The organism is Candidatus Tisiphia endosymbiont of Hybos culiciformis, from assembly GCF_964030975.1.
GTDB lineage: Bacteria > Pseudomonadota > Alphaproteobacteria > Rickettsiales > Rickettsiaceae > Tisiphia.
This window is the reverse complement of sequence record NZ_CAXIQH010000001.1, coordinates 783309-810276: the sequence shown is the minus strand read 5'-3', so window position 1 is coordinate 810276 and position 26968 is coordinate 783309. Positions and strand designations below refer to the sequence as shown.

Sequence of the window (26968 nt, the reverse complement as noted above, 5' to 3'; positions counted from 1 at the left end):
TACAACTAATATATTCTATCAAGTAATTTAACAATAAAAAATGTGTATAACTAAGTGTATATATAATATATCTACATATAAACAATCTCTACAACAACTAAAAAAATAATATATAATATATTAGATTAATATGGACTATTTTATGAATCAACTTTTACAAACTTTCAAAAAAAATAATACTGCCATACCAATCTGGTTAATGCGTCAAGCTGGTAGATATTTACCTGAATATCAAAAAATAAGAAAAACTGTTAGTGGTTTCCTAGATTTATGTTATGATGTTAACAAGGCTGTAGAAGTAACTTTACAACCAATAAGAAGATATAATTTTGATGCTGCTATAATTTTTTCTGATATTTTGGTTTTACCTGATGCATTAGGCTGGGATGTTAAATTTGAAGAAAATATAGGACCAATATTACGTAAATTTCAATCAAAAGATGATTTTAAATATCTTAAAGGAAATTATAGTGGGAAATTAAATGTAGTTTATGATATAATAAATAAAATTAAAGCAAACTTGCCAGTTGATACTGCACTAATAGGATTTGCCGGTAGTCCATGGACGGTAATGACTTATATGCTTGAAGGAAGAGGTAAACAAAATTTTGAGACAAGTAAAAAATTTATTTATGAAAATAATAATTTAGCACAAGAACTACTAGACTTTATTACAGAGAAGACTATTATCCATTTAATAGGACAAGTAAAGGCTGGGGCTGACTTAATACAACTGTTCGATTCATGGGCAGGAATATTAGGAGAGCTAGAATATGACCAATTTGTTATACAACCAACAAAAAAAATAGTAGTAGCTTTAAAAGAACAATTTCCGTATTTGCCGATTATAGGTTTTCCAAGAATCTCTGGACTTTTGTATGAAAAATATATTAGTAATACAGGGGTGGATGTTATTGGGGTAGATCAATTTGTACCAATTGATACTATGAAATTATGGAGTAAAAAGGTTGTTGTACAAGGTAATTTAGATCCATTTATACTTCTTACTAATAAAGAAATTATCGCAAAAAAAGTAGATAAAATAATTTATAATTTTAAAGAAAGAAATTTTATATTTAATCTTGGACATGGTGTTTTACCGAATACACCAGTTGAAAATGTTGAATTTTTAGTTAATTATGTTAGAAAATTTAAATACTAAAATATCTCGGAAAAAGATAGCTATTGTACTTTTCAATCTTGGTGGACCAGATAGTTTAAGCTCAGTTAAGCAGTTTTTATTTAATTTATTTTATGATAGAGCAATTATTAACCTACCAAATCCCTTAAGATTTATTCTTGCTAAAATAATATCAATTACCAGAAATAAAAAATCTCAAAAAATATACTCTCTAATAGGTAATAAGTCACCTATTTTACAAGAAACAGAATCTCAAAAAGATGCTATTATAGAAAAATTAAGAAGCATTATAAATGATGACTTTAAAATTTTCATAGCAATGCGTCATTTTTACCCTAATTCCAAAGAAGCTATAAGAAAAATAAATGAGTATAATCCTTCAGAGATAATATTGTTACCATTATATCCACAATTTTCTAGTACTACTACTGGGTCTTCGATTAAAGACTTTGTATCTTCTTTTCAAAAAGATACACATTCAAACCAAAATATACCAATTAAAACTATTTGTTGCTATCCCACCGATAATGAATTTATTGAAGCTCATTTATTATTAATAAAAAAATCATTAAAAAAGTTGAAAAACAAAGATATTTTTCGTATATTATTTTCAGCTCATGGATTGCCTACAAAAATAATAAAAGCAGGAGATCCATATCAGTGGCAGATTGAAAAAACTGTAGAAAATTTAGTGTCTAACCTTAATATAGATAATTTGGATTATAAGATAACTTATCAAAGTCGTGTTGGTCCAGTAGAGTGGCTAAAACCTAATACAGAAGATGAAATTGAAGTCGCTGGTAAAGAAAATAAACCTCTTATAATAGTTCCAATAGCATTTGTATCAGAACATGTTGAAACATTAGTAGAGTTAGATATGGAGTACAGGAAAATTGCTGATAAATATAAAATAGAATATATTAGAACTCCTGCTCTTGGAATAAATAAATTATTCATTAGTAGTTTAACTAAAATGATATCAAATTTAGTTAATGGTGGAGAAGGAACAAAAAATTTGATATGTAGTTCAATTAATAAAAAAATATGTCCTGGTAATTTTACTATGTGTCCTTGTAATTTAAAAATTTAAGTAATTCAAATAATTAGGAGATAATATTAATGGCTAGCTATTATTTATGGTTTAAAGCATTTCATCTTATATCAGCAATTTCTTGGATGGTAGGTCTATTATACTTACCAAGATTATATGTCTACCATTCTAAAGTTATAGTAGGTAGTGAAACTGATAAAATGTTTCAATTAATGGAAAGTAGGTTACTCAGAATAATCATGAATCCTGCTATGATAACCACCTATACTTTAGGCATAATCAATAGTTATATATATGGGTTAGTAGCTTTAGGAACATGGTTTTATATAAAAATGACAGCAGTTTTAGGTATAACTATTTTTCATGGTTTATTAGCTAGATGGCGAAAGAATTTTGTTGATGGAAAAAACGATCATTCTGAGAAATTTTATCGTATTATCAATGAAGTACCAGCATTATTTATGATAACAGCTGTTATTATGGTTATTGTTAAACCATTTGATTAATTTTAATGTAATTACTTATTAGTGCATTGAAAAATTAGTGTATAGTTAATATGATAAAATGGTACGAAAATAAATTTTAATGCAAATTGCTAAAATATTACTGCCATTAGCTAATCTTTTTCCATTGGATTATTTAATTCCAAATGAACTAGAATTAGCTATGGGCGACTTAGTAGTAGTTCCTTTTAGAAATAAGGAATTGACAGGTATAGTTTGGCAATTAGATATTGATATTTCAGAAAAATCTAACAAAATCAAATCTATTAAACAGAAAGTACCACTTGAATTTAGGCTTAATCATGAAATATTATCACTAATTAAATGGGCTGCTAATTATTATATGGTGGAACTTGGTTCAGTTGCCAAGTTGGTTTTGCCAATTGACATTGCTGAACAACCTATAAAAATAAAACATCAAGAGTTAAATAAAGATTTTACTCTACCATCCCTCTCAATAGAACAACAAAACGTACTTTCTCTATTAAGTCAATCTGATAAACCATCAATTATTAAGGGAGTAACCGGATCAGGAAAAACAGAAATCTATTTTCATTTATTAGCTGAATATTTAAGGCAAGGTAATCAAATATTGATAATGTTACCAGAAATTGCCTTAAGTCAGCAAATTATAAATCGTTTTACAGAACGCTTTGGTTTTCATCCAGTAATATGGAACTCTACGGTTACTAAAGCTCAAAAAAAGATGATTTTAAGAGGTTTACTGAACAATGAAATCAAAGTTATAATTGGTGCTAGAAGTAGTTTGTTTCTACCATATCATAGTCTTGGATTAATTATTATTGATGAAGAGCATGATAGTTCTTATAAGCAAGATGAAGGTATATTATACAATGCTCGTGATGTAGCAATATTACGAGGAAGCCTATCTACAACAAAAATAGTGTTATGCTCAGCTACCCCATCTATTGAAACGATTTATAATGTAAATACAGGTAAATATCAATTAATTGAATTGTCAAGTCGTTATCAGGAAGCAACTTTACCAGAAATTCAAATAATAGATATGAAGAAGGAGAAATTACCGAAAAATTCTTACTTATCTACAAAGTTAATAGCGTTAATTGGCGAAAAGCTGGCAAGCAAAGAGCAAGTGCTATTATTTTTAAATCGTAGGGGATATGCCCCATTAATGCTATGCAAGCTTTGTGGTTATCGTTTTACTTGCAATTCTTGTTCTGCTTGGTTAGTGGTACATAAATCTAGTAAAAAACTTGAATGTCACCATTGTGGCTACCAGAGTAGGATTCATATTGTTTGTCCAGATTGTTTGGAAAAAGATTCTTTAACTATCTGTGGTCCTGGAATTGAAAGAATTGAAGAAGAAACAAGATATCTGTTTCCTGATAGTAAAATTGCCGTAATCAGTAAAGATTATGCTCAGAAACCTAAAATGATTCATGAATTACTACATAAGATGGAACATTTAGAGATTGATATTTTGATTGGTACTCAGATGATTACTAAAGGTTATCACTTTCCCAATCTTACCTTGGTAGGTGTTATTGATGCTGATCTTGGAACTGTTGGTAGTGGAGATTTGCGATCAAGTGAACGTAATTACCAGTTACTTCATCAAGTTGGAGGTAGGGCAGGAAGAGAAGATAAAAAAGGTATAGTATTAATGCAAACTTATTATCCAGATAATGCTATATTTAGTTATATAAAAAATGGAGGAGATCAGTTTTTACAATATGAGCTTAAAACAAGACAAGCAGAGAATATGCCACCTTTTACCAAAATGGCATCGATAATTTTGTCTGGAAAAAATGAGCATAAAGTGTTTGAAATATCCAAAAATCTAGTTGCCATTGCCCCAAAAAGTTCGGCACGAATACTCGGGCCATCTAGTGCATTAATGTCTAAATTAGCAGGAAAATTTCGCTACCGTATCCTAATCATAGTAGATAGGAAATTTAATCTACAAAAATTCTTGCAAATATGGTTAAGTTTAATCAAAATCCCTTCTTTTTGTCATTTGAAAATAGATATCGATCCTAAGAGTTTTTATTAATTAATTAAAAAATGAATAACAAGCATATTGGCTCACTGTTACAAAAATCGATCATTTTAGAATGTTATTGACATTATTTGCGATTTCCCATTGACTAAAATAGATGGGAGTAATATAATGCCGACTTAGTTTTGTTTAAGGACTTAATTTATTTAAATTTTAGTTTAGGATATTTTTCATGTTCGCAATCGTCAAAGCAGGCGGAAAACAGTATAAAGTCGGCAAAAACAGTGTCATCAAAATAGAAAAAATTGATGGTGATAGAGGAGCAAAAATTCAACTTGATCAGGTATTAATGATTGGTGAAGATTCGAAGCCATCTTTTATCGGTACGCCAATGGTTCAAGGGGCTCTTGTTACAGCTGAAATTACTAACCAATTTAAAGATAGTAAGGTTATTATCTTTAAGAAAAAACGTCGCCAGAATTATCGTCGGAAGAATGGTCATAGGCAGGAATTAACTGAACTGAAAATATTAGACATTACTAAACTATAACGGAATTTATTTAAGGATATTTAGATGGCAACCAAAAAAGCTGGTGGTAGTTCTAGAAACGGTAGAGACTCAGCCGGTCGTAGATTAGGTACTAAAAAATCTGATGGACACTCTGTCATACCAGGTAATATAATTGTTAGACAACGTGGTACTAAAATTTATCCAGGTGAAAATGTTGGCCTTGGAAGAGACCATACGTTATTTGCTTTGATTACAGGTAAAGTAGAATTCTCTAGTAAGAGAGGTCATAAAATAGTCAGTGTTGTGTGATGATATAATTCTAAATTTGAGACATTATGGTTATTAGAACATATTTCTGGTACATTCTCTTTACAAATTGATGAGAATATGCATCTTCATTTGCCTAATAACACGCCTGCTAGATATCTTCCTGCTAGCGAAAATATAGCCAAGACCATATATAGTTCCCCCGTCAAAAGTCTAAAGATACAACATCTGCTATGTTTAAACAAAAAGGATGTTATTCCTGCGTAGGCAGGAATCTATAATATCTCAGGGCTTTTTGTCCACTATTTTAGATCCCTGCTTTCGTAGGGATGACAATCTTGGTACTGTGATTAGGTTATAAAAACTTTGTAAATCCATAAGGTTTTTGACAAAATAGGGTAAAAATCTTATGGATTTTGATGTGATTTTTAACCGCAAACATGTATTACCTCTAATACCTACAGCCTTTTTGACGGAGCGACTATCTAGCTTCCCGCCGTTGCTAAGAATGACGGGAGTGCGGGAATGGTACTAAAACTGTTGTCATACCTGCGGAAGCAGGAATCTAGCATGTAAATTGTAATCATCTATTGCCCCCCCCTTGACCACAAAAAAAATTAGTTAATTTTGGTTAAAATTCAGATAAAATTCCCTAAAATCATTGGTAATTTTTAATTTATATATAGTTATGCTCATAGGATTAGGTGATAAAGAACATAACGATTGTAAGATGTCATTCCCGCGAAGGCGGGAATCTAGATGCCTGCTTTCGCAGGTATGACACAAAGTTTGTATCACCTAATTCAATAGGTTTCACTATAGCTATATGAACTTTATAGTTTCAATTATAAAACCGCTCTTTTAACAACAGCTAGTTACAATCCACAACTAATTATGTAATCATTGCATAATTGCCACTAAATTTTATATTCCCACAAATTTTTTGCAAAAATACTTTACATATTAAAATATTTTAATACTATATAATTTTAATAATAAAGTTATTAAAATTTATTTATAGTAATGAAGAATCGTGTAAGTCTAAAAAAAGTCATTGCGAGGAGACAATTTAGTAGGGCGACGAAGCAATGTAAGTTGTCATTTCCGTGGACTCCTATGTCATTCCCGCGTAGGCGGGAATCTAAGATACCTGCCTTCGCAGGTATGACATAAAAATGGATTACTTCGTCGCTACTAAAGCAGCTCCTCGCAATGACGGTTTTTAGTCCCCAACGTCATTGCGAGACCACGTAGTGGTCGAAGCAATCCACATTCATTAGATTACTATGAATAAATGATAATCGGGTTAGCCATATGACCTAAAAGACTAGGTTAATGCCAACGATACATATGAAATAACAGTACTTCATTGATAACTAATAAATACTGATCACTTTTGACCGAAATAAAAGAGAGGAAAAAATGCCATTAGAACAAACTATTATACAACAAATAAAAAACAACTCTATTACTACCCTTGACCTGAGTAGTAAGCAGATAGGAAATGCGGAAGTAAAAGAACTAGCAAACCTCTTAAAGGATAATAAATCTATTACTATGCTTTACTTTTGGGGTAACCAGATAGGAGATGCAGGAGCGAAAGGTCTAGCAGAAGCCTTAAAGGATAATCAATCTATTACTACTCTTGACCTTCAAAATAACCAGATAGGAGATGTAGGAGCGAAAGGTCTAGCAGAAGGCTTAAAGGATAATAAATCTATTACTACTCTTTACCTTAATAATAACAAGATAGGAGAGGCAGGAGCGAAAGGTCTAGCAGAAGGCTTAAAGGATAATAAATCTATTACTACTCTTGACCTTCGGTATAACCAGATAGGAGATGCTGGAGCGAAAGATTTAGCAGAAGACTTAAAGGATAATAAATCTATTACTACTCTTTACCTTAATTCTAACCAGATAGGAGATGCAGGAGCGAAAGGTCTAGCAGAAGGCTTAAAGGATAATCAATCTATTACTACTCTTGACCTTCGGTATAACCAGATAGGAGATGCAGGAGCGAAAGGTCTAGCAGAAGGCTTAAAGGATAATCAATCTATTACTACTCTTAGACTTGATTATAACCAGATAGGAGATGCAGGAGCGAAAGGTCTAGCAGACCTCCTAAAGATTAATCCCTATATTACTCATCTTGACCTTTCTGGAAACCAGATAGGAGATGTTATAATGAAGGAGATAGCAACAGCCCTAAATATTAATAGAGATTTTGCTAATAAAGCCAGACAAGAGGCTGCCAAGCTAAAACAGCAACAACAAGCAGAGGCAGCTGAAAAAGCCAGACAAGAGGCTGAAAGACTTGAGCAAGAGGCAAAGCTTAAAGAACAAGAGGAGACTAATAAATTAAAAGTACTAGAGGAGGCAAAAGTGAAAGAATATATACCAAATATACCGGTTGTGAAATTATTTGAGGTAGAGGGTGGAGATGATCAGTTTGATAAGGATGACCAAGCTACTATCAGACAAGTATCAAATCTAATCCGAGATGGTAACGACCGCCTGCAAGAACATGTCGAGAAAGGGGTGCTGGTGGTTGGTGATACTGGGAGTGGCAAGAGTACACTCACTCACGCCCTTGCTGGAAGAAAGTTGCAGGCGATTTTTGATGATGAAATTAAAGAATTTGTTATTGACGCGATGCAACCACTTGCTGATATTGTCATTGGTCATAAAATGGCTTCCGAGACTAAGATTCCTAATAAATGTGTTGCTAAAGGTACAACCATTTGGGATTGTCCTGGCTTTAATGATACTGAGCTTGTTCTAGAAATCGTTAACAGATTCTATATTAAAAGGCTCTTTGAAACTACAGAGCAGCTAAAATTTGTGTTGGTGGTAAATGAATCGGATTTAAGGAGTAAAAGAGGTAATGATTTCCTTGAAACACTATCTAATTTTATAAAAAGTTTTAAGGATATTGGGTCTATAGAGGGCAGCATATCTTTAATATTTACCCATGTCCCACCAAACAAAAATATGGATAATATTAAAAACTCTATAGATAAAATATTAACAGATAATCAAAGGGCAACAGATGAACACAAGGCACTGATTAATAATTGCTCAATACATCTATTCTATAAACCAACTACAGAAGGTGAGTTAGTTGTACCTGACTTACTTGCGGCAATAGAAGAGTCATCCAAATATTCTGACGTTAAAGATGAGATGGTCAATATAACTATTTCAAAGAAAGCTATGGAGTGTTCATCTCATCTGTTAAATACTGCTAGTAGTAATTTTAATCAACTATTAGAGGTGATAGTTAAAGCTATTGGTAATGCAACTCAGTGTTCAAATGTCAATCCACTCAATGCATTTTCCGAGAATTATAATCTTGTCAAAGATTGGGTACCCTCATCAATTAATTACAACGAACTGAAACAACATAGTGAAGGTGAATATTTTCTAGGACTGGAATTATTATCAAGATTGCAGAAAGTACTTAATAAGCAAATAGAGAGTATATCAGATGCCATAACAATCTTGCAGATAGCAGTGGATATTTTTGCTGAATATGCTGAGTCTGATAATTCTCAGCTTAAGCATCAGATACAAGACTATGGTTATTGCTTACAGCAGCAATATGACTATGTGAAATTTTTCTCTACTGTCTGTAAAGCTGAATTACCTGAACATGCAAAGATTGCCGAGTTAATAACAGCTTGCCACACTAAAGTAACAGAGAATCTTGAGTATCAAGTTAGTAGTTTTCCTATTGATGAGAACCAATCTGACCCAGATTATTATAGTAAAGCTATAGAATATCTGGAAAATTACCAAGATTCTCCTGCCTGCAAGAATCTTAAGGCTATAGCCTATAGTTGCTTAGCTAGTATTGCTGAGAAGGATGGTGCCAATGAAGCATCATTGGTTTACTATGCAAAAGCTATAGATGCCAATATCTATCAACCAAAGATATATGAGAAACTCGGGCAGTTTTTTTTAAACAAGGGTGAATATGCTAAGGCGATTGACTGCTATAAAGTAGTTAATAATGAATTTGAGATAAAAGCCTGTTTTAAAGCATGGTTAGAACAAGATAAAAGAAATCCTGATATAATGCTAAAACAGGCTGAATATTTTGAGTCTATATGTTTATTTGAGCAAGCCAAAAAATATTATCACCATGCATTCAGCCTAAGTCATGATGAAAATTTTAAGGTTGCGGTTTTAGAGAAAATTAAGACTATTGTTAATGTTGCTGCTCAGGGACAAGATTTTATCGCCAGAATACAGCAAGAGCCTGATTTTTGTAATTATGACCTGGTAAATGAAGAATTTACCAAAAATCTACTTGGCGATGTAGTTTTAAAATGTGATTTGTACTGCTAAAAGGTTGCGAAGCAGTTTTGCTACAAGTATATTTTATATTTCTTGATAATAATACTTTATTCACTTCATCATACCTTGATTTTAGTTTGCAGACAAACTCTAATATAGCAAGATTTAGGGATATTCAAAAATTCCAAATTCAAGTTTATATGATAGCAATGGTTCAAAATTTTAAAAGGATAATTAAATTAAAATTATTTTTTTGTATTTTTACCCATTGCTACTAAACCTATTGTTACTAAAAAGTAAAAATATTGGTGTAATTTTAACCACTTATACTTTTTCAACAATCCGGTCTCTACCTTTACAAATTATGTAAATCTTTCAGTTTATAAAGCAATTCTCTGTACATCATCCAACAGTCTCCTAAAATAACTAGGCTTTAAAATAATCCGTAAAAGCTCCAATCTAAACTGGTTTAAGGTTCGCAATATGTGCCATACGCCCCGCCATTCCTTATCAGGCTTCCAGGGCTTTATAATTTTTACTAAGAATTTCATATGTGTACCATATGTACAAATCCTGAAATTTAACCTACAAAAAAATCTATTTTTAACCCTGTTGCAAGGGGGAAAAATATGACAGAATCATTAACTTTTTCCGACGGTTTAGTTGAAAATGCTGATACTATTTTCTATAACATAGTCGGTAATTTCGTCCCGCCTGAATGGCGAAACCTTACTAATAATTGTGGTAAGCAATTAACTAAAACTTCTCGTCAACTTCTATCTTTGATAGTTTCTTGCATGAAAACTAATCGTTATAATAATACACAAGACTCACAAGAGTTACAAGAAGGCTATCATTTTTTCCAACAAGAGCTAGGAGTTAGTCAAAGTAGGGTTAAACAATGTCTAACAGAATTGCAAAAAAGTGGGTTCATTTATCATACTTTAATTACTACGGTCAAATATAATATAAAATGCCGTAACATTTTATGTATCAAACTTCTTAAGAAATTTACAAGTTTTCGTAAAGCTAATAATAATTCTTATCACTTTAATCACACTAATATCCAGTCTAGCTATCAAAATATTTTAACCCAACCTGGAGAAAATTCTAACTCAACTCAGAAAAAATTAAAAAAAAATGCATCTATATATATCTATATTATCTAGATACGAAAAAAATAAAAAAAATTGTGGACAAAATTGTGGACAAAGTGTGTCAGAGCCTGAATCAACTGAGGAGCAAAGCCTTAATTTACCGCTTGAGGTACCGGAAAAAAGAGGTGAACAAAGTTTGTCAGAAGTTGAGTCAACTACGGAGCAAAGCTTTAACTTATCGCCAGAGATAACGATAAATTCAGGTGAACAAAGCTTAGCAGAGCTTGAGTTATCTGAGGAGAAAAGTTTGAATTTACCTACGAAGGTAACGGTAAGCTCAGTAAATGAAGCGTTACCCTACAATTCCACAGACGACAATTCCGGCGATGCAGCTCTAACTGATGACAAGTCAGACTCCGATTCAGATTCTGACTCAACAGATGGATATTCAGGAGGTAGCGAGTCTGAGCAAGAAGCTAGTGGAAAATTGTCTAGGTGGCTTAGGGATGTTACTAAAATGGCTAAAGGCTTGTATTCACCTATGGAGCTAAAGGAGTTTTATCCATTGACCGAAGAAGATGCTGCTTGGCTAAGAAGGAGAACAGGTCGTGATTTCAATTTGAGTTTCATGAACAAGCTGTTGATTAAACATAGCGTGGACTCTCCTAAAAATCTCTTTCCCTGCAAGCAAGCAGTACTGAATTACATGAGAAAAACTTTGCGTCATGAAATGCGTTCACCAACTGTAGCTAATAACCCAAACTTTAACTTCAAGCTGGACAATGCTACCAAGGCAAGAGAGGCTTATTTGCGGAAGGTAGAAGCTAATAAGGGCGTTAAACCACTGAATCAGTTGCAACGCAAGATTGTTGGAGCTTTTGAGCCTAATACTGCTTATAAATTGCTGACTAGCTGCAGTTTTTTTGGAGTATGTGACGATGAATACAAGATTGATCTAGCAGACATCTCTTTGTCAGAACCTGATAAATGCACATTGCTCAATAAAGTGCAAGAGGTATATGGTAAAGAGGTTCTGCAATTGCGTATTACTAACAAAAGAACTCCATCGGATTATTATTTAGAGCTAAGTGGACTAAACCCAGAGTCAGTGTGGTATAAAATAAGGCAATATTTGTTAAAGTTATACGGTGAGAACTTGGACAAATCCTGGTTTAGCAAGTTAGAAGCAGTTGAAGAAGATACGACTTGCAATAAGATCACTCTCAAACCAACCACTGCCTTTATTGGACACTGGATTAAGGATAAATACAGCAAAGATATGTACTGTGGCATGGAAAAAATAAGCAATCCCGCAAAAATAATGAAAACGGCTATTAGTGGAGCGTAAAAATCTGTTATATTTATAGATATAAGCTAATTTGGAATAACTAAATATAAAAAATTTAATAATAATACAAATAATAGAAAATAAACTATTGACAGCAATCTTTAGTTGAGATATGCTGCGAAATATAGGGGGTGTTTTTCAATTAATCAACTGACAAAAGCCTGGAAGTTAGTTGTAATATAAGGGGTTATAAGGAATATTTATATGATTAAAAATTATGGTTTGTTTGAAAAATATTTAGCAAAGATATCATCTAGGAGACTGTTGGAGATGGCTAATTAATTATATTTTGAGCTATTTTTCGACGAGAATAAATAGGATTTTCGCAGGAATAGTGTACCTATTTCAAGAGAATCATGTTTATTCGCAGCCAAATATATAGTGAAACCTATTGAATTAGGTGATACAAACTTTGTGTCATACCTGCGAAAGCAGGTATCTAGATTCCTGCCTTCGCGGGAATGACAACTTACAATCGTTATGTTCTTTATCACCTAATCCTATGAGCATAACTATAGAATTACTTTAGTTGTTTCCGACAGTCTCCTAGTACCATCAGTAAGTTTGGCTCAATAGAGGATATCTTTGTGAGCATGGTAACATTGTTATAGCTGCTGAAAAGGCTGGTTGTATACTCGAATAATTTGGATAATTGGATTTAAAAATGAATAGACTTCCTGCATAAGTCAAAGAAGCCCTCGGGATTTTTAGAAGAAACGAAGCCGAGTACCGCGGCGTACTTAAATGTACGTGAGGAGCGGAGGCAAGTTTCGACGACAAAATCACCAACTAGATTGACTTATGCAGGAAGTCAAAAGTAGAAGAGTATATCTCGCCACTTAGGTTGCACCGGATTATTAATAGCGATAAATATTTAGCCAAATGTGTCAATTTAGCTTTAGCCATTGCGGTAGATAGAGCAGAAGGGGTGTTATATGACAGAGCAATTAACGGTTATGAAGAAGTGACCTATAACAAGGATAATCAGGCAATCGCTACTAAGAAAAAATATTGTTCTAAGTCGTTGCTGGAATATCTTAAAGCTAATTCGCAGAAATATCAAACGAGGAAAAATGATACTAGTTATAGCACTTAACATATAGGTTCATACATTATTTTAAACGTTCTACAACTTGCCTCAAATACAGAAATACCTTTATCTAATAATTTTCTAATGTTATTTTTTATCGGAAACCAATGATGTTCAATAGGATTTAAATCAGGGGAATAAGGTGGTAAAAATTTTAGTTTGCAGCCAGCTTTTTCAATTAATTCTTTAGCCCTTTTGGATTTATGAAAGCTTGCATTATCAGCAATGACAACCTGTCCAGGCTTTAGCTCCGGCACAAGGCAATTTTCTATATAAGCTTCAAATACCTTACTATCACAGCTCCCAGTAAAGACTAGTGATGCGATTAAACTATTCTGATTTAACGCACCAATAAAACTTGTTCTTTCACTACGTTTTCCCGATTTACTCCCATTACAACGACTTCCTTTCATTGACCATCCATATTCATATGATTCATTATCATTTATGCCCGCTTCATCAAGATAAACACGTCTCTCTATCGGCACTTTTTCTAATTCACTGAGAAAATCTTGTCGCTTTCCTTCATCTCTTTCTTTATACGCATATGTCTTTTTTTTCGAGTAATGTTGAGTTTCTTTAAAGCTCGGCTGATAGTCATTATACTTGCAACATTATCTAATTCTTTTGCTATTTCTGTAAGCGTTAACGAGTTACCCTTTTCTACTAAATGACGCAACTCCGATAAATCAGGGATTTTATGACCATATCCTTTCTGGTATCCCTCCTTTGACTTTATATCTCCAGTTTGTTTCTTTAATCTAATCCAATCATAGATTATTGACCGACTAATTTTAAAGGTTTCGCATGTAAGTGCTACTTTCTTATATTTCTCATAATGTTCTATAACTCTAGAACGTAAATCGTAACTGTAGGGGGATGCCATATTTCTATTATATAATTTTTTTATTATTTATCATTATAACTTATTTGAATCCATATGTTAAGTGCTATACCATAGGAAAAATAGTGATGAAGCTGAACAGGCGGCAAAAGTTCAAGAAATGTCAAAAATGATAGATATAGCTAATTTTGAAATAGAATCGTATGAAGCAGAATATGCAATTGCCAAAGGGCAGTAAGCCCAGAGTGATGAAAACTACTAGTAAAGCTAAAGCCAGCAAAGAGCTTCCTAGCTCTACCTCTAAAAGCCTTAAGTTTCCAGTGGACTGGTCGCCTTACCCATTTCAACTACCTTTGTGGAGATATTTATACTCTGGTGGGAAGAAAGCTATAGCAATTTGGCATAGAAGAGCTGGTAAGGATATTATGGGTATTAATTGGATCACTGCTAGTGCCATTCGGGAAGTTGGCATTTATTGGTATGTTTATCCTACCTATAATCAAGCTAAAATGAGTATATGGGATGGTATGACATTATCGGGGCGTCCTTATATGTCATTTATCCCTAAAGGCATTATTGCTCGTAGTCAGCAATATAAGCAACGGATATTATTTAAAAATGGCTCAGTGATTCAGTTTGTCGGTAGTGATCGTTATGCTACTATCAGGGGTAGTGGTATTAAGGGAGCAGTTATCTCAGAGTATTCTTACCATGATCCACGAGCTATGAGCTGTGTTATAGAGCCGATGGTAATTCGTAATAATGGCTGGTTGCTTTATTTATATACTCCTTCCGATAATCCAAAATTAACACATGGTGAAGAATTATACCGGAAATACCAAGATAGTCCGGAAGTGTTTTGCCAAATAAAAACTATTGAAGATACTACGGATAATGAGGGACAACCACTAGTCGATAAAAACAAGTTAGTTTCTGTTGATATGACTAACGAAGAGATTCAAAGAGAGTTTTATCTTAATCATTTAAGAACTAGACCCTATCAATATGGACGTAACGTATTGCCCCATGATATGAGTAGAAGACAAATGCCGACTTTGGATACTCGGTTACAACAAGCTAATGAAATAGCAGAAAAAGTAGGCTTTTCACCATTTGCTATTGGTAGGAAATATTTACGGGAAGAGATGATAACTAAAGTAAGAAGTTTGCTAGGTAGGTGTCGAATAGATGCTGAGAAATGTCAGCGTGGTATTAACGGCCTCTATGAGTTTGATGCTACTAAAAGGGGCGTGCATTCTAGCTCCTCGAGAGCTACTGATATAACCGAGAGCTTTTGTTATTTAGCGATGGACGTTAAAACTGGTAATGAGCAACAGCAATCGCAATATAATATATCACAATATCGTAAAGCAATGAATGATTATAATGCTTTGGAGAGGTAAGTAGGATGGGTGAAAGTAGTATAAATATAAACGACTATAATATAGACGAGGTAGTATAATGTCATTTTGGTCTAACCCATGGAAAGCAACTAAAAGTTTTATTAATAGGTATATTCCTGGTGGTAAATATCTTACTGGTTCTGATCTAGAAAGGCACAAGCGTAACTATGAGGAATCACGCGATCGCTATAATAATTATGGTAGTGAAGCACAAACTACTATCGATAATCTATCTGGCGAAATACAGCAATCGATGCAGGGTTTACGTTCTCTAGAGGAGCAACAATACTACTATAGCAATAGAAGCTATGAGATGGAAAACCAATTAAATCAGTATGCTAGCCAATATGATAGTGGTTTAAAGAATATAGAAACACAAAGAGCTAGGCTATCTTCCTCATCTCAGCAACTTAAACAATCTTTTGAAAGCTTAAAACAGAAGGCTCCAGCTCTTGAAGCAAGAATGAGAGAAGTGGAACAACTACCGGGTGCCTTCCAAAACCTCTACGACCGAGTAGCTCAGCAGGAAGAAAGTTTGCGAGGTTTAACTGAAGAAGAAGCAGGCAGTGCAATTGCTAAACATCAGCAAGATGTTGAATCGTTAAAAAAGCAATGTCAGGCAATAGAAGAGAAAATCCGTTATTCTATGAATGATATTACCAGGGAACATAAAAATATAAGTATGGAGAAAGCTGAGCTTGAGCATCAGTTAGGTAACTATCAAGCAAGTCAAGATCGTCTATTGCAAGATACTAGTAAATTTGATCAGGCAAGATATCAATTAACCAGCATGATTGACCAATATAAACAACAGCAAAACAGAGCAGAACAAATAGAGACTGATTATGCTAATCGGCAATCGCATATTCAGGGTCTACAAGATAAGTTAAGGAGTTATAGTGGATCTGCACAAAGCCAGTTGGATAGCTATGCTCACGATGTAAAGTGGCGGGCTGGAAAATATGAGAAATCAGCTGGAATCACTGGTTTGGTACAGGGGGGAGTTCTTGGTGCCTTAACTTTTGGAGCTACTATGGGACTCGCAGGACTCGCAGGATTCGGAGGACTCGGAGCAGGAATAGCTGCTGGGACAGGTTCAGGGTTAGTTGGTATTGGTCATTATATGAACACATCAAATATTGCTAATAAACTGGGAAACCTTGAAAAAATTGATCTTGCTAATAACCATCAATATGATGGTATGTCAGGCAATTTAGACCAAATGGCAAGATATGGTAGATCAGGACTAGAAAAAATGCCGATAGCTGAGCTTGGTGGTTTAAAACAAGCAGTAGAACATTTTAACATGAGGTCAGTACCTAGACTACAAGATTTACCGAAATTATCTGAATCTCTGGGCAAGATAGTCTCACTTAAAGATATTGAAGGATTAACCCTTGGTTTGCCTAGCATGACTGCAGCTAGTAAGAAATATAATTATGAGGTATTATATGATTTTTACCGCAATGGTATGGCAGATAAAATAATACCACTAACTGGTATGGAAAATATCTTGCCTACTGAGATCGAACAAAATCAATGCCGGGATGCCATATACAAGGCATTCTATATCGATATATTCAGGATGCAAAAGGAAAACAAAGAAATGACTGCCACTGAGATGCAAATTAGGACGGAGGAACAATATCGTTTAATGTCTCCGATGGTTGGTAGAATTGAGAGTGAGTTGTTAAATCCGTTAATCATGGCAATATATCAAACACTAATCAAATATAACAGAGTACCAATCTTAGAGGGAGCAAATAGCCCACCCGAGATAGAGATTGAATATGTTTCACCATTATCCAGAGCCCAGAAAACATCAGCAATAGCCAGCGTTGAACAAGTATTAGGTTTCTTTCAACGAAGTGGTATCAGTAACTTTTTTCCTGAAATCTATGATAATATTAACTGGGATGAATGTTTTAAACTATTTTTTGAGCTGAGAGGGGTTCCAAGTTCAATCCTTAAGAATGAGCAAGAAGTATTACAAATCAGACAACAACGTAAGATAATGCAAATGCAACAGTTACAACAGCAACAACAGATACAAGGGTAAGAAGAATAAATGAAACTATTAATTAACTCCTCATCCCCACCAAATTTACTAACAAAAGAGCAATTAAGATCAATTTATTGCAAGCTTTTTAGTGGAGAAGATGGTAAGATGGTATTAGAGGATTTAGCTCAAATGAGTGGTATATATCGCAGCAATTTCGTTCGGCAGGAAAGTGATTACACTGCCTTCCTTGAAGGCTACCTAAGCGTTGTTTCTATATATCTGCTCGCAGGTTTCAGAAGATGATGGAGTTAATAATATCGATGGTGCTAAAAATACTAATGAATCAGATAAGTAATAGCGATATTTAATAACAATTAAGAGGTTATGTTATATGTTTTTATCAAAGTTTCTTGATCCTAAAAATGATTTTTGTTTTCGTAAAATCTTTGGTACTGAAAAGAACAAAGATATACTCGTGCATTTTTTAAATGATGTTCTCAAGTGTGAAGGAAATGAGAAAATAATTGAGGTGACGTTTTTACCAACTATCCAAGACCCTGATATTGCTATTTACAAAAAGTCTATTGTTGATGTTTTATGTAAAGATCAACACGGCAATCAATTCATAGTAGAGATGCAGGTAAGTAAGCATCCAGGATTTGAGAAAAGAGCCCAATATTATGCAGCTAAAGCCTATTCTCAGCAAATAATTAAAGAAGATGAGAACCACAAGAAAATGGCAGTATACGCCAAATTAAAAGGAGTAATATTTTTAGCAATAGCGGATTTTGTGATGTTTGACGATAAAAAACATTGGAAATCACAACATCGTATTTTAGATACAGAGAGCTATGCCAATGATTTAAAAGATTTTTACTTTGTTTTTTTAGAACTCGAGAAATTTAATAAAACTATTAATGAGCTAAAAACTATTGAAGAAAAGTGGATGTATTTTTTTAAGCATGCAGGAGATAGTGCATTAACATTAACAGAAATAGAGAATTTAATAGGTAAGGATGAAATTATAAGGAGAGCCTTTGAGGCTGTAGACCAAGCTAGCTGGTCAGAGGCAGAACTTAACACCTATGAGCAAATGACCAAAGCTCGTTTTGATAATTTAGCGGTAGAACAGCAACAAATTGAAGATGCTGAAGCTGAAGGCGAAGCTAGAGGCGAAGCAAAAAAAGCTATAGCCATAGCAAAGAAAATGTTTGCCAGAAGAAAGCCAATAGATGAAATAATTGAATTTACCGGGCTAACCATTGAAGAAATAAAAAAGTTAAAAAAAGAACTAGAAAATTCAAAAGAAGAATAACCTATGAGCAAAGCAGTAACTGCTAATAACTATGAAACTAGCCCTACTTCCTCTGGTAATGACTGGCTAGCTAACATGCCTGAGGAAATACGCAAAGCTGAATCACTGGGCAAATTCAAGGATGTCTCATCTTTAGCTCAGAGCTATTTGGAAGCAGAGAAGAGCTTGAATCAGCGAGTTGCTGTGCCAAAAGATGATAGCTCTGATGAAGAGTGGCATAAATTCTATAGTCGTTTGGGACTGCCTGAAGATAAGAGATATACTGATAAACGCTCCAAAGAAGATGAAGAATATTTAACGCGTTATGAGGATATGTTTTACCAAAGCGGGCTATCTAAAAGACAAGGTGAGAAGCTGCTTAATTCTTTGTATGGTTTTTCGCAGGATTTGCAGAAACAGCAACAAAATGCTATTGAGCAAACACGTCACTCTCACATTGGTTGGCTGAAAGACAATTACGGTGAAGGTTTTGACAGTAAAATGACAGTGATGCAGGCAGCCTTATCTAAGTTTGGCACTAAAGAATTGGCTAAATTAATTGAAGACTCACATTACTCACCAGCTTTAGTTGATTTATTAGTTAAAGTCGGTGAAACCTTAAAATCCGACTCGTTAGTAACTGGTAAAGAGCTACCAGCAATTAACAGTAGGGACGGGGCATTAGCAGAGATAGAAAAACTTGAATCTGACCCCGAGTTTGTGGTAAAATTAAAGAGTAAAGACCATACGGGACATGAGCAAGCTGTTAAACGTAGGGAACAATTGTACAAAATCGCTTATGATAAAAAACAATAGACTTACTTAGCATAAGTCAATCTAGTTGGTGATTTTGGTGTCGAAACTCGCCTCCGCTCCTCGCGTACGTCTATGTACGCTGCGGTACTCGGCTTCGTTTCTCCTAAAAATCCCTCAACTATCTTTGACTTATGCTAAGTAAGTCTAATAAAAAATAACGTAACCAACCAATCATTAAAGTTTGATGTAGGTGACGACTCATTTTAAGGCTGCAACTTCGCAATAACCTATCAATCATATATACCAGAAAAATCGTTAGTTGTGTAGCGAACAACTACCACATTCTAGTATAAATGATATCGTACTTTAAATATTGATAGATTATTTGAGGAGGAAAAATGGAACAAATAACAGATGGTCTTAAAGAACAATTTGCCAAAAATATCAACTTAGTTATTCAGCAAGAAGGCTCTAAACTACGAAAATGCGTTACTAATGGCACACAGGATACTGAGGTAATTAGCTTTGAGTCAATGACTACCCATGAGGTGGAGAGTAGAACTAGGCACCCGATTGACCCTGATAATCATTTGCATGGGCATTACGCTGATGATGGAGACCGTGACAGGTATAATGACCCCATAAAATAGGACCAAAAAAAATAGATTAATCCGAGTAAATTTGTTAAAAAGCAAGTAAATTGAAAGGAGAAAAAAGTGAGCGTTAAGAAACAATATGCTGCAGAATTTAAGGCTAAGTTGGCAATAGAATTAATCAGTGATAAAAAAACTATTGTTGAGGTTAGTAGTGAATATAAGGTGCCTCAAAGTAATTTACATGAGTGGAAAGCGAAATTACTTGCCTCTGCTAAAGACGCCTTTCTGCCTGAATCAGAAAGAAATAAGCAGTTGAAAATATTAGAGCAAGAAATCAATGGCTTACACAAGATTATAGGGGAAATTACAGTTGAAAATAATTTTCTTAAAAAAAAATTAAAACTATAAATTATGATAGTCGCGTCAGTATGTTAGATGTTCATGATAATATATCAATTAGGCACGCCGCAAGGTTATTAGAGGTTCATAGATCGAAATTTTACTATCAACCTGTACTTAATGATGATAGTGAACTCGCGAATATAATAACTGAGATTTATAGCAAATCTGATTGTCGTTATGGTTTTAGAAAAGTATATGCGGAGCTTATAGATACTGGATTTAATACTAATAAAAAGAAAGTACAAAGACTGATGAAAGAACTTAGCTTTCAAGGGTTATATCCACAAAAGAAATGTATAACAACGATAGGAAATAAAGAACATAAGAGCTACCCATATTTACTGGAGGGAGCAGATATTGTAAGAATTAATCAAGTTTGGACTACTGATATCACGTACATAAAATTACCAGATAGATTTATGTATTTCATTGCCATAATTGATTTATACAGCCGTTATGTTGTAGCATATGGATTAAGTCATAGTTTAGAAGGAGAATTTTATGTATTTATATTAGAAAAAGCGTTGCAAACAGGTAAACCAGAGATATTTAATAGTGACCAGGGGTCTCAATTTACCAGCGGTGATTTTGTAAAATTATTGATTGAGCATAATATTCAAATCAGTATGGATCATAAAGGTAGGTGCTTTGATAATATACATATTGAAAGGTTATGGAGGACAATAAAACAGGAGGCGATATACTATTATAAACCTGAAAATATTTCTGATTTAGAAAAAATATTGAATGAATTTATTAGATGGTATAGTTATGCTCATAGGATTAGGTGATAAAGAACATAACGATTGTAAGTTGTCATTCCCGCGAAGGCGGGAATCTAGATACCTGCTTTCGCAGGTATGACACAAAGTTTGTATCACCTAATTCAATAGGTTTCACTATATAATAATGAGAGGCGACATCAATCTCTTAACTATAAGAGACCTGCTGATATTTATCAGCCAATAAAAATAGATTAACTCTGTTGAAATTTTATATTATCTGTATTTTATTTATAATAAAAAATAGTTAATTTTTATATAGTTAAAAACGGATTAACTTATTTTTTTTGGTTTGACATTTGGGTACACTATAATTCTAGTCAATTAAATAAGGTGTTAGTAAAATATTTTACTAACAATTTAAGTGAAAAACATTATGCAATAGATGGTAAAACGCTGAGAGGAACAAAACATGAGGGTATCAGAGCATTACATTTTTTAAATGTATATGCAGCTGAATCAGGTATAGCACTTAACATATAGGTTCATACATTATTTTAAACGTTCTACAACTTGCCTCAAATACAGAAATACCTTTATCTAATAATTTTCTAATGTTATTTTTTATCGGAAACCAATGATGTTCAATAGGATTTAAATCAGGGGAATAAGGTGGTAAAAATTTTAGTTTGCAGCCAGCTTTTTCAATTAATTCTTTAGCCCTTTTGGATTTATGAAAGCTTGCATTATCAGCAATGACAACCTGTCCAGGCTTTAGCTCCGGCACAAGGCAATTTTCTATATAAGCTTCAAATACCTTACTATCACAGCTCCCAGTAAAGACTAGTGATGCGATTAAACTATTCGTATACTTGCAGCAAAACTGCATAACTCTATTAAATTTTTTTGGTAGTATGAATTTATTTTATAAATTTGGGTTCCTACTATGCAAATATCACCGATTAGTAAAAAAACTGGTTGAAAAACTATCAGTTATACTATAACATTTCAATTATTAAACGTAATGAATGAATCAAAATGAAAAAGCCAAAAGTAGCGACCTTAAGTGCTGAGGAACGAGAAGAACTAATACAACATATTAAGGCAAGTTCATTAACAGGAGATGATCAGCAAGCGGTGATAGAACTTGTGAAATTTTGTAACGAACTAATAGACAAGCTAGCATCATCAAACATCAGTATAAATAAGCTTAAGGAGATGATGATTGGTTTTAAGGCAGATAACAAAAAAAAGATAGTTCAGATTCATTAAAAGAACCACCGAGTGAATCTGATAATAAGAATGGTGGTAATGAAGAAGAGTACGATGAGTCCAAGAAGAGAGATCGCAGTAATTGGCAAGGTAAATATGGATTTGATGATTATCAGGATGCGAATACCAGCTATTTATCTCCTGAGAATTTTTGTAGTGGTGATAGCTGTCCTCACTGTGATAATGGTAAACTCTATAATAGTGAAGCTAGAAAATTGCTACAATTTACAGGTAATGCTCCAATTACAGTCAACAGATATGTAAAGAAAACGTTACGCTGTAATGCTTGCGATTATACAGTTATGAACAATAAGAATATCAACAAATGGACAAATAGTAGCAAAAGTGCAATAGTGTTACAAAAGACCTACGGTACTCCCTTCTATCGTTTATCTAGGTTGCAAAGTTTAAGCGGGGTTCCTGTATCATATAGCACTCTGTGGCAACAATATTTAGATGTTTGGCAAGAAGATGGTGGAGCTGAAATTTACAGGGTATTATTAGAAATGGCTGCCGAATGTAGTTCACTGAACCTTGATGATACTAGAGCCAGGATTTTAGAAATTACTGTAGCCAATAAAAAATTACGAGCTCAAAATAAGAAAGGACGCAGTTGTTATACCACTACTATATGTGCTAAGACTGCCAATAATGAGGTGATAGTTTTATATTTTACCGGTAATAAGCATGGCGGGGAAAATATTGGTAACGTACTAAAGAATCGTAAGAATAGGACTGATTCTATTCATTTAATGACTGATGCAAGTAACAATAATAACCCGGTATTATCAGAAGCAGATAAAGAATTACTGGCAATAATAGTGATGATCAATTGTTTGTCACATGGGCAGAGAAAATTTACAGAGAATGAACCATATTACCCTGAAGAATGCGGATATTTTCTCAAACAGACTGGTGGGATTTACCATAATGAACATCAATGTAAAGAGATGAGCCTTGAGGAAAAGCTGAAGTACCATCAGGAACATAGCAGTAAATATATAGAAAACATATATAACAAAATAGACGAATTATTTAACGACAAGAAAGTTGAGCCTAATAGTAGGTTTGGGCAAGCTATGAAATATTGGTTAAATAATAAAGAAGGTTTGACGCAATTTTTGAAAATTCCAGTTAGCAGTCTTGATAATAATTGGGCTGAGAGGTCACTACGTACCATTATTTTACAAAGGAAGAATTCATTATTCTTTAAAACAATCAATAGTGCTGAGATACATAGTGGTCTGTATAGTATAGTAAAGACTTGTAGTGAGAACGAGATCAATGCCTTTAAATATTTAAATTGGCTGCAAGAGCAGAGCAGCAAAGCAAAGAAGCATCCTACGAATTATACGCCTTTTGCCTATGCAAGATATATAAATAATACGGAATTAATCAAGACAGCAGCTTAAATGACAGGAAGCCAATCATTGGAGAGTTTGGCAGAACTAGGATCACCATTATGAATAAGAATGTGTAAGGTTCTATAGCAAATTTGATAAGATGAATTATCAGATGGGGAAAGTTTGTATACTTGCAGCAAAACTGCATAACTCTATTAAATTTTTTTGGTAGTATGAATTTATTTTATAAATTTGGGTTCCTACTATGCAAATATCACCGATTAGTAAAAAAACTGGTTGAAAAACTATCAGTTATACTATAACATTTCAATTATTAAACGTAATGAATGAATCAAAATGAAAAAGCCAAAAGTAGCGACCTTAAGTGCTGAGGAACGAGAAGAACTAATACAACATATTAAGGCAAGTTCATTAACAGGAGATGATCAGCAAGCGGTGATAGAACTTGTGAAATTTTGTAACGAACTAATAGACAAGCTAGCATCATCAAACATCAGTATAAATAAGCTTAAGGAGATGATGATTGGTTTTAAGGCAGATAACAAAAAAAAGATAGTTCAGATTCATTAAAAGAACCACCGAGTGAATCTGATAATAAGAATGGTGGTAATGAAGAAGAGTACGATGAGTCCAAGAAGAGAGATCGCAGTAATTGGCAAGGTAAATATGGATTTGATGATTATCAGGATGCGAATACCAGCTATTTATCTCCTGAGAATTTTTGTAGTGGTGATAGCTGTCCTCACTGTGATAATGGTAAACTCTATAATAGTGAAGCTAGAAAATTGCTACAATTTACAGGTAATGCTCCAATTACAGTCAACAGATATGTAAAGAAAACGTTACGCTGTAATGCTTGCGATTATACAGTTATGAACAATAAAAATATCAACAAATGGACAAATAGTAGCAAAAGTGCAATAGTGTTACAAAAGACCTACGGTACTCCCTTCTATCGTTTATCTAGGTTGCAAAGTTTAAGCGGGGTTCCTGTATCCCATAGCTCGTTGTGGCAACAATATTTAGATGTTTGGCAAGAAGGTGGTGGAGCTGAAATTTACAGGGTATTATTGGAAATGGCTGCCGAATGTAGTTCACTGAACCTTGATGATACTAGAGCCAGGATTTTAGAAATTACTGTAGCCAATAAAAAATTACGTACTCAAAATAAGAAAGGACGCAGCTGTTATACCACTACTATATGTGCTAAAACTACAAATAATGAGGTGATAGTTTTATATTTTACCGGTAATAAGCATGGCGGGGAAAATATTGGTAACGTACTAAAGAATCGTAAGAATAGGACTGATTCTATTCATTTAATGACTGATGCAAGTAACAATAATAACCCGGTATTATCAGAAGCAGATAAAGAATTACTGGCAATAATAGTGATGGAGTAGCTGGCGAACTAATTCCTTTAGATGGTTTGGTATGGGATCAAACTTGTTAGTTTTAGTTTGACGCCAGGCTTTAAATTGCTGAGCTACTTGCTCAATAGTAATTGATGGTATTTGCATAGTAGGAACCCAAATTTATAAAATAAATTTTATACTAACAAAAAAATTAGATAGAGTTATGCAGTTTTGCTGCAAGTATACAATGATAATGAATCATATGAATATGGATGGTCAATGAAAGGAAGTCGTTGTAATGGGAGTAAATCGGGAAAACGTAGTGAAAGAACAAGTTTTATTGGTGCGTTAAATCAGAATAGTTTAATCGCATCACTAGTCTTTACTGGGAGCTGTGATAGTAAGGTATTTGAAGCTTATATAGAAAATTGCCTTGTGCCGGAGCTAAAGCCTGGACAGGTTGTCATTGCTGATAATGCAAGCTTTCATAAATCCAAAAGGGCTAAAGAATTAATTGAAAAAGCTGGCTGCAAACTAAAATTTTTACCACCTTATTCCCCTGATTTAAATCCTATTGAACATCATTGGTTTCCGATAAAAAATAACATTAGAAAATTATTAGATAAAGGTATTTCTGTATTTGAGGCAAGTTGTAGAACGTTTAAAATAATGTATGAACCTATATGTTAAGTGCTATAGTAGCGGAACATTATAATAGCTATGCAGTAGCATATCACAAAGAGAAGATAGCAGATGTAAGTAGTACAGCATTAGAAGAGTTAGAGAACATTGTAAAAATATGTGGTGGTTATAAGAAATTAGGCTTAGCTCCGGTAGAGAAACAATTATCTGAACTTGATAAAATACGACAACAAGAAGTGAAAGATGTAGACAAAGTAATGACCCAGATGGAAGTAGCTGAGAAATCTTATCATAAACAACTGAAGAAAATACAGTTATCGACTGATAAATTATCAAAATCTAATCCCGATAAAGAAAAATTGAATATTTTTATAAAACTAAAGCTAGAAGCACAAGAGCCAATTAGAACTGATAAACCGCTACCAGAAGACAAAGAAAGAGATGAGTCTTTAAAAATGAAAATTGAGACAACTAAAAAAGTAGATAGTATGATAGAAAGATTTATGAGTAAAGGCTCTCCATCTAATAGACCACCACCATTAAATAAATCAAAACTACAATTAAATAACACTCAAGGGAGGTAACTATAGCAATTATCTTTTATCTAAATTTTCAAAAAAAAATAAAAATATTTATCTAAATAACAAAACAACGTTTTTGTTGAATAAGTTTATGGCACACTTCAAGTAGTTTACGCATGCATGCAACTATAGCAACTTTCTTAGGTTTAAAATTGTTAACAAGTCTATCATATAAAGTTTTTAAATATTGAAAACCATTTTTGCCAGTTAATACAGCCATATATAAAGCATCCCGTGGTATTTTCCTACCGCCTCTAATAAATCTTCGTCCTTGCTTATTACCACTATCACGGGCATAAGGAGCTATCCCCACAATTGCTGACAATTCGTTACTACTATAATTTTTATCCCCCAATTCAGGTACAAAACTAATTAGTTTTGTAGCCAAACATTTACCAATACCAGGTACAGTCTCTAATATTTTCACCTTCTCTTTTAACTCTTCTG

Annotated in this window: 32 protein-coding genes and 1 pseudogene; 27 read left to right on the top strand and 6 right to left on the bottom strand. The window is 33.5% G+C overall.

Annotated features, from left to right (window positions below; genetic code table 11):
- Nucleotides 1–142 precede the first annotated feature (142 nt).
- The 11 genes from hemE (at nt 143) to ACQH2P_RS04370 (ending at nt 12198) form a co-directional block, all read left to right on the top strand.
- A complete protein-coding gene (gene hemE / locus ACQH2P_RS04420) occupies nt 143–1162 on the top strand; it encodes a uroporphyrinogen decarboxylase (protein WP_425363166.1) in 1020 nt (339 codons plus the stop codon).
- A complete protein-coding gene (gene hemH / locus ACQH2P_RS04415) occupies nt 1140–2231 on the top strand; it encodes a ferrochelatase (RefSeq protein ID WP_425363165.1) in 1092 nt (363 codons plus the stop codon). The genes hemE and hemH overlap by 23 nt, the downstream gene beginning before the upstream one ends.
- Nucleotides 2232–2260: 29 nt before the next feature.
- A complete protein-coding gene (gene hemJ, locus ACQH2P_RS04410) occupies nt 2261–2698 on the top strand; it encodes a protoporphyrinogen oxidase HemJ (RefSeq protein ID WP_425363164.1) in 438 nt (145 codons plus the stop codon).
- A gap of 79 nt (nt 2699–2777) precedes the next feature.
- Nucleotides 2778–4730, top strand: a complete 1953-nt coding sequence (locus ACQH2P_RS04405) for a primosomal protein N' (protein ID WP_425363163.1) — start codon at nt 2778–2780, stop codon at nt 4728–4730.
- Nucleotides 4731–4908: 178 nt separating this feature from the next.
- Entirely contained in the window at nt 4909–5226 is a 318-nt protein-coding gene (gene rplU, locus ACQH2P_RS04400; protein ID WP_425363162.1) for a 50S ribosomal protein L21, read from the top strand.
- A gap of 24 nt (nt 5227–5250) precedes the next feature.
- A complete protein-coding gene (gene rpmA, locus ACQH2P_RS04395; RefSeq protein WP_425363161.1) occupies nt 5251–5496 on the top strand; it encodes a 50S ribosomal protein L27 in 246 nt (81 codons plus the stop codon).
- 662 nt (nt 5497–6158) lie between these two features.
- Nucleotides 6159–6284 (top strand): hypothetical protein, encoded by a 126-nt coding sequence (locus ACQH2P_RS04390; RefSeq protein WP_425362792.1) that lies wholly within the window; start codon nt 6159–6161, stop codon nt 6282–6284.
- Between the two features lie 193 nt (nt 6285–6477).
- Complete coding sequence (locus ACQH2P_RS04385; protein ID WP_425363160.1) at nt 6478–6627, top strand: hypothetical protein; 150 nt, start codon at nt 6478–6480, stop codon at nt 6625–6627.
- Between the two features lie 249 nt (nt 6628–6876).
- Complete coding sequence (locus tag ACQH2P_RS04380) at nt 6877–9804, top strand: hypothetical protein (protein WP_425362793.1); 2928 nt, start codon at nt 6877–6879, stop codon at nt 9802–9804.
- A gap of 578 nt (nt 9805–10382) precedes the next feature.
- Nucleotides 10383–10922 carry a hypothetical protein gene (locus ACQH2P_RS04375; RefSeq protein ID WP_425362668.1) on the top strand — a complete coding sequence of 180 codons (540 nt, stop codon included), beginning with the start codon at nt 10383–10385 and terminating at the stop codon, nt 10920–10922.
- Nucleotides 10894–12198 (top strand): DnaA N-terminal domain-containing protein, encoded by a 1305-nt coding sequence (locus ACQH2P_RS04370; RefSeq protein ID WP_425363159.1) that lies wholly within the window; start codon nt 10894–10896, stop codon nt 12196–12198. The genes ACQH2P_RS04375 and ACQH2P_RS04370 overlap by 29 nt, the downstream gene beginning before the upstream one ends.
- A 278-nt stretch (nt 12199–12476) precedes the next feature.
- Here ACQH2P_RS04370 and ACQH2P_RS04365 read toward each other — a convergent pair whose 3' ends face one another.
- Nucleotides 12477–12692, bottom strand: coding sequence for a hypothetical protein (locus ACQH2P_RS04365; protein ID WP_425363158.1), 216 nt, complete (start codon nt 12690–12692; stop codon nt 12477–12479).
- A 350-nt stretch (nt 12693–13042) separates the two neighbouring features.
- Here ACQH2P_RS04365 and ACQH2P_RS04360 point away from each other — a divergent pair, with 350 nt between their 5' ends.
- Nucleotides 13043–13294 (top strand): hypothetical protein, encoded by a 252-nt coding sequence (locus ACQH2P_RS04360; protein ID WP_425363157.1) that lies wholly within the window; start codon nt 13043–13045, stop codon nt 13292–13294.
- On the opposite strand, the gene ACQH2P_RS04355 is transcribed toward ACQH2P_RS04360, so the two are convergent.
- Nucleotides 13291–14174, bottom strand: a protein-coding gene (locus tag ACQH2P_RS04355; RefSeq protein WP_425362619.1) for an IS630 family transposase whose coding sequence is annotated in 2 segments (ribosomal slippage) — nt 13291–13851 and nt 13854–14174 — 882 coding nt in all. Because the reading frame shifts where the segments join, the coding sequence is not laid out codon by codon here. The two genes, ACQH2P_RS04360 and ACQH2P_RS04355, sit on opposite strands and share 4 nt — an antisense overlap.
- A 161-nt stretch (nt 14175–14335) precedes the next feature.
- Here ACQH2P_RS04355 and ACQH2P_RS04350 point away from each other — a divergent pair.
- From ACQH2P_RS04350 to ACQH2P_RS04320, 7 genes are all read left to right on the top strand, one after another.
- Nucleotides 14336–15535, top strand: coding sequence for a hypothetical protein (locus ACQH2P_RS04350; protein WP_425363156.1), 1200 nt, complete (start codon nt 14336–14338; stop codon nt 15533–15535).
- 58 nt (nt 15536–15593) lie between these two features.
- Nucleotides 15594–17594: a portal protein gene (locus ACQH2P_RS04345; RefSeq protein ID WP_425363155.1), complete on the top strand. Its 2001-nt coding sequence runs from the start codon at nt 15594–15596 to the stop codon at nt 17592–17594.
- Between the two features lie 9 nt (nt 17595–17603).
- Nucleotides 17604–17840, top strand: a complete 237-nt coding sequence (locus tag ACQH2P_RS04340; protein WP_425363154.1) for a Bbp19 family protein — start codon at nt 17604–17606, stop codon at nt 17838–17840.
- A gap of 88 nt (nt 17841–17928) precedes the next feature.
- Nucleotides 17929–18852, top strand: coding sequence for an Rpn family recombination-promoting nuclease/putative transposase (locus ACQH2P_RS04335; protein WP_425363153.1), 924 nt, complete (start codon nt 17929–17931; stop codon nt 18850–18852).
- 3 nt (nt 18853–18855) lie between these two features.
- Complete coding sequence (locus tag ACQH2P_RS04330; RefSeq protein ID WP_425363152.1) at nt 18856–19647, top strand: hypothetical protein; 792 nt, start codon at nt 18856–18858, stop codon at nt 19645–19647.
- Nucleotides 19648–19985: 338 nt separating this feature from the next.
- Nucleotides 19986–20237: a phage capsid protein gene (locus ACQH2P_RS04325; protein ID WP_425363151.1), complete on the top strand. Its 252-nt coding sequence runs from the start codon at nt 19986–19988 to the stop codon at nt 20235–20237.
- A 66-nt stretch (nt 20238–20303) separates the two neighbouring features.
- Nucleotides 20304–21376 (top strand): IS3 family transposase gene (locus tag ACQH2P_RS04320; protein ID WP_425363150.1). Its coding sequence is split into 2 segments (ribosomal slippage): nt 20304–20583 and nt 20583–21376, totalling 1074 coding nucleotides; the frame shifts between segments, so codons are not numbered across the junction.
- Nucleotides 21377–21839: 463 nt separating this feature from the next.
- Here ACQH2P_RS04320 and ACQH2P_RS04315 read toward each other — a convergent pair.
- Nucleotides 21840–22166 (bottom strand): annotated as a pseudogene (locus ACQH2P_RS04315) (transposase); the annotation flags it as partial.
- Nucleotides 22167–22345: 179 nt separating this feature from the next.
- On the opposite strand from ACQH2P_RS04315, the gene ACQH2P_RS04310 reads away from it, so the two are divergent.
- From ACQH2P_RS04310 to ACQH2P_RS04300, 3 genes are read left to right on the top strand one after another with little or no spacing between them, the layout of a single operon-like run.
- Nucleotides 22346–22579 carry a hypothetical protein gene (locus tag ACQH2P_RS04310; RefSeq protein ID WP_425362589.1) on the top strand — a complete coding sequence of 78 codons (234 nt, stop codon included), beginning with the start codon at nt 22346–22348 and terminating at the stop codon, nt 22577–22579.
- Nucleotides 22580–22609: 30 nt separating this feature from the next.
- On the top strand, nt 22610–22843 hold the full coding sequence (locus tag ACQH2P_RS04305) for a hypothetical protein (RefSeq protein ID WP_425362621.1): 234 nt from the start codon (nt 22610–22612) through the stop codon (nt 22841–22843).
- 38 nt (nt 22844–22881) lie between these two features.
- Complete coding sequence (locus tag ACQH2P_RS04300; protein WP_425363103.1) at nt 22882–23991, top strand: IS66 family transposase; 1110 nt, start codon at nt 22882–22884, stop codon at nt 23989–23991.
- On the opposite strand, the gene ACQH2P_RS04295 is transcribed toward ACQH2P_RS04300, so the two are convergent.
- On the bottom strand, nt 23988–24122 hold the full coding sequence (locus ACQH2P_RS04295) for a hypothetical protein (protein ID WP_425363104.1): 135 nt from the start codon (nt 24120–24122) through the stop codon (nt 23988–23990). The genes ACQH2P_RS04300 and ACQH2P_RS04295 overlap by 4 nt on opposite strands.
- Before the next feature lie 157 nt (nt 24123–24279).
- Between ACQH2P_RS04295 and ACQH2P_RS04290 the strand changes: the two genes are divergently transcribed.
- The 3 genes from ACQH2P_RS04290 to ACQH2P_RS04280 are packed head-to-tail and all read left to right on the top strand — an operon-like array spanning nt 24280 to nt 25346.
- Nucleotides 24280–24513, top strand: coding sequence for a hypothetical protein (locus ACQH2P_RS04290; protein ID WP_425362589.1), 234 nt, complete (start codon nt 24280–24282; stop codon nt 24511–24513).
- Between the two features lie 30 nt (nt 24514–24543).
- On the top strand, nt 24544–24777 hold the full coding sequence (locus ACQH2P_RS04285; protein ID WP_425362621.1) for a hypothetical protein: 234 nt from the start codon (nt 24544–24546) through the stop codon (nt 24775–24777).
- A 38-nt stretch (nt 24778–24815) separates the two neighbouring features.
- Nucleotides 24816–25346 carry an IS66 family transposase gene (locus ACQH2P_RS04280; RefSeq protein ID WP_425363149.1) on the top strand — a complete coding sequence of 177 codons (531 nt, stop codon included), beginning with the start codon at nt 24816–24818 and terminating at the stop codon, nt 25344–25346.
- On the opposite strand, the gene ACQH2P_RS04275 is transcribed toward ACQH2P_RS04280, so the two are convergent.
- Complete coding sequence (locus ACQH2P_RS04275) at nt 25320–25463, bottom strand: hypothetical protein (RefSeq protein ID WP_425363148.1); 144 nt, start codon at nt 25461–25463, stop codon at nt 25320–25322. The genes ACQH2P_RS04280 and ACQH2P_RS04275 overlap by 27 nt on opposite strands.
- A 66-nt stretch (nt 25464–25529) precedes the next feature.
- On the opposite strand from ACQH2P_RS04275, the gene ACQH2P_RS04270 reads away from it, so the two are divergent.
- Entirely contained in the window at nt 25530–25988 is a 459-nt protein-coding gene (locus tag ACQH2P_RS04270; RefSeq protein WP_425363147.1) for an IS630 family transposase, read from the top strand.
- Nucleotides 25982–26524 carry a hypothetical protein gene (locus ACQH2P_RS04265; protein WP_425363146.1) on the top strand — a complete coding sequence of 181 codons (543 nt, stop codon included), beginning with the start codon at nt 25982–25984 and terminating at the stop codon, nt 26522–26524. Before ACQH2P_RS04270 ends, ACQH2P_RS04265 begins: the two co-directional genes overlap by 7 nt.
- Before the next feature lie 52 nt (nt 26525–26576).
- On the opposite strand, the gene ACQH2P_RS04260 is transcribed toward ACQH2P_RS04265, so the two are convergent.
- Complete coding sequence (locus ACQH2P_RS04260) at nt 26577–26948, bottom strand: transposase (RefSeq protein WP_425364102.1); 372 nt, start codon at nt 26946–26948, stop codon at nt 26577–26579.
- Between the last annotated feature and the right edge of the window lie 20 nt (nt 26949–26968).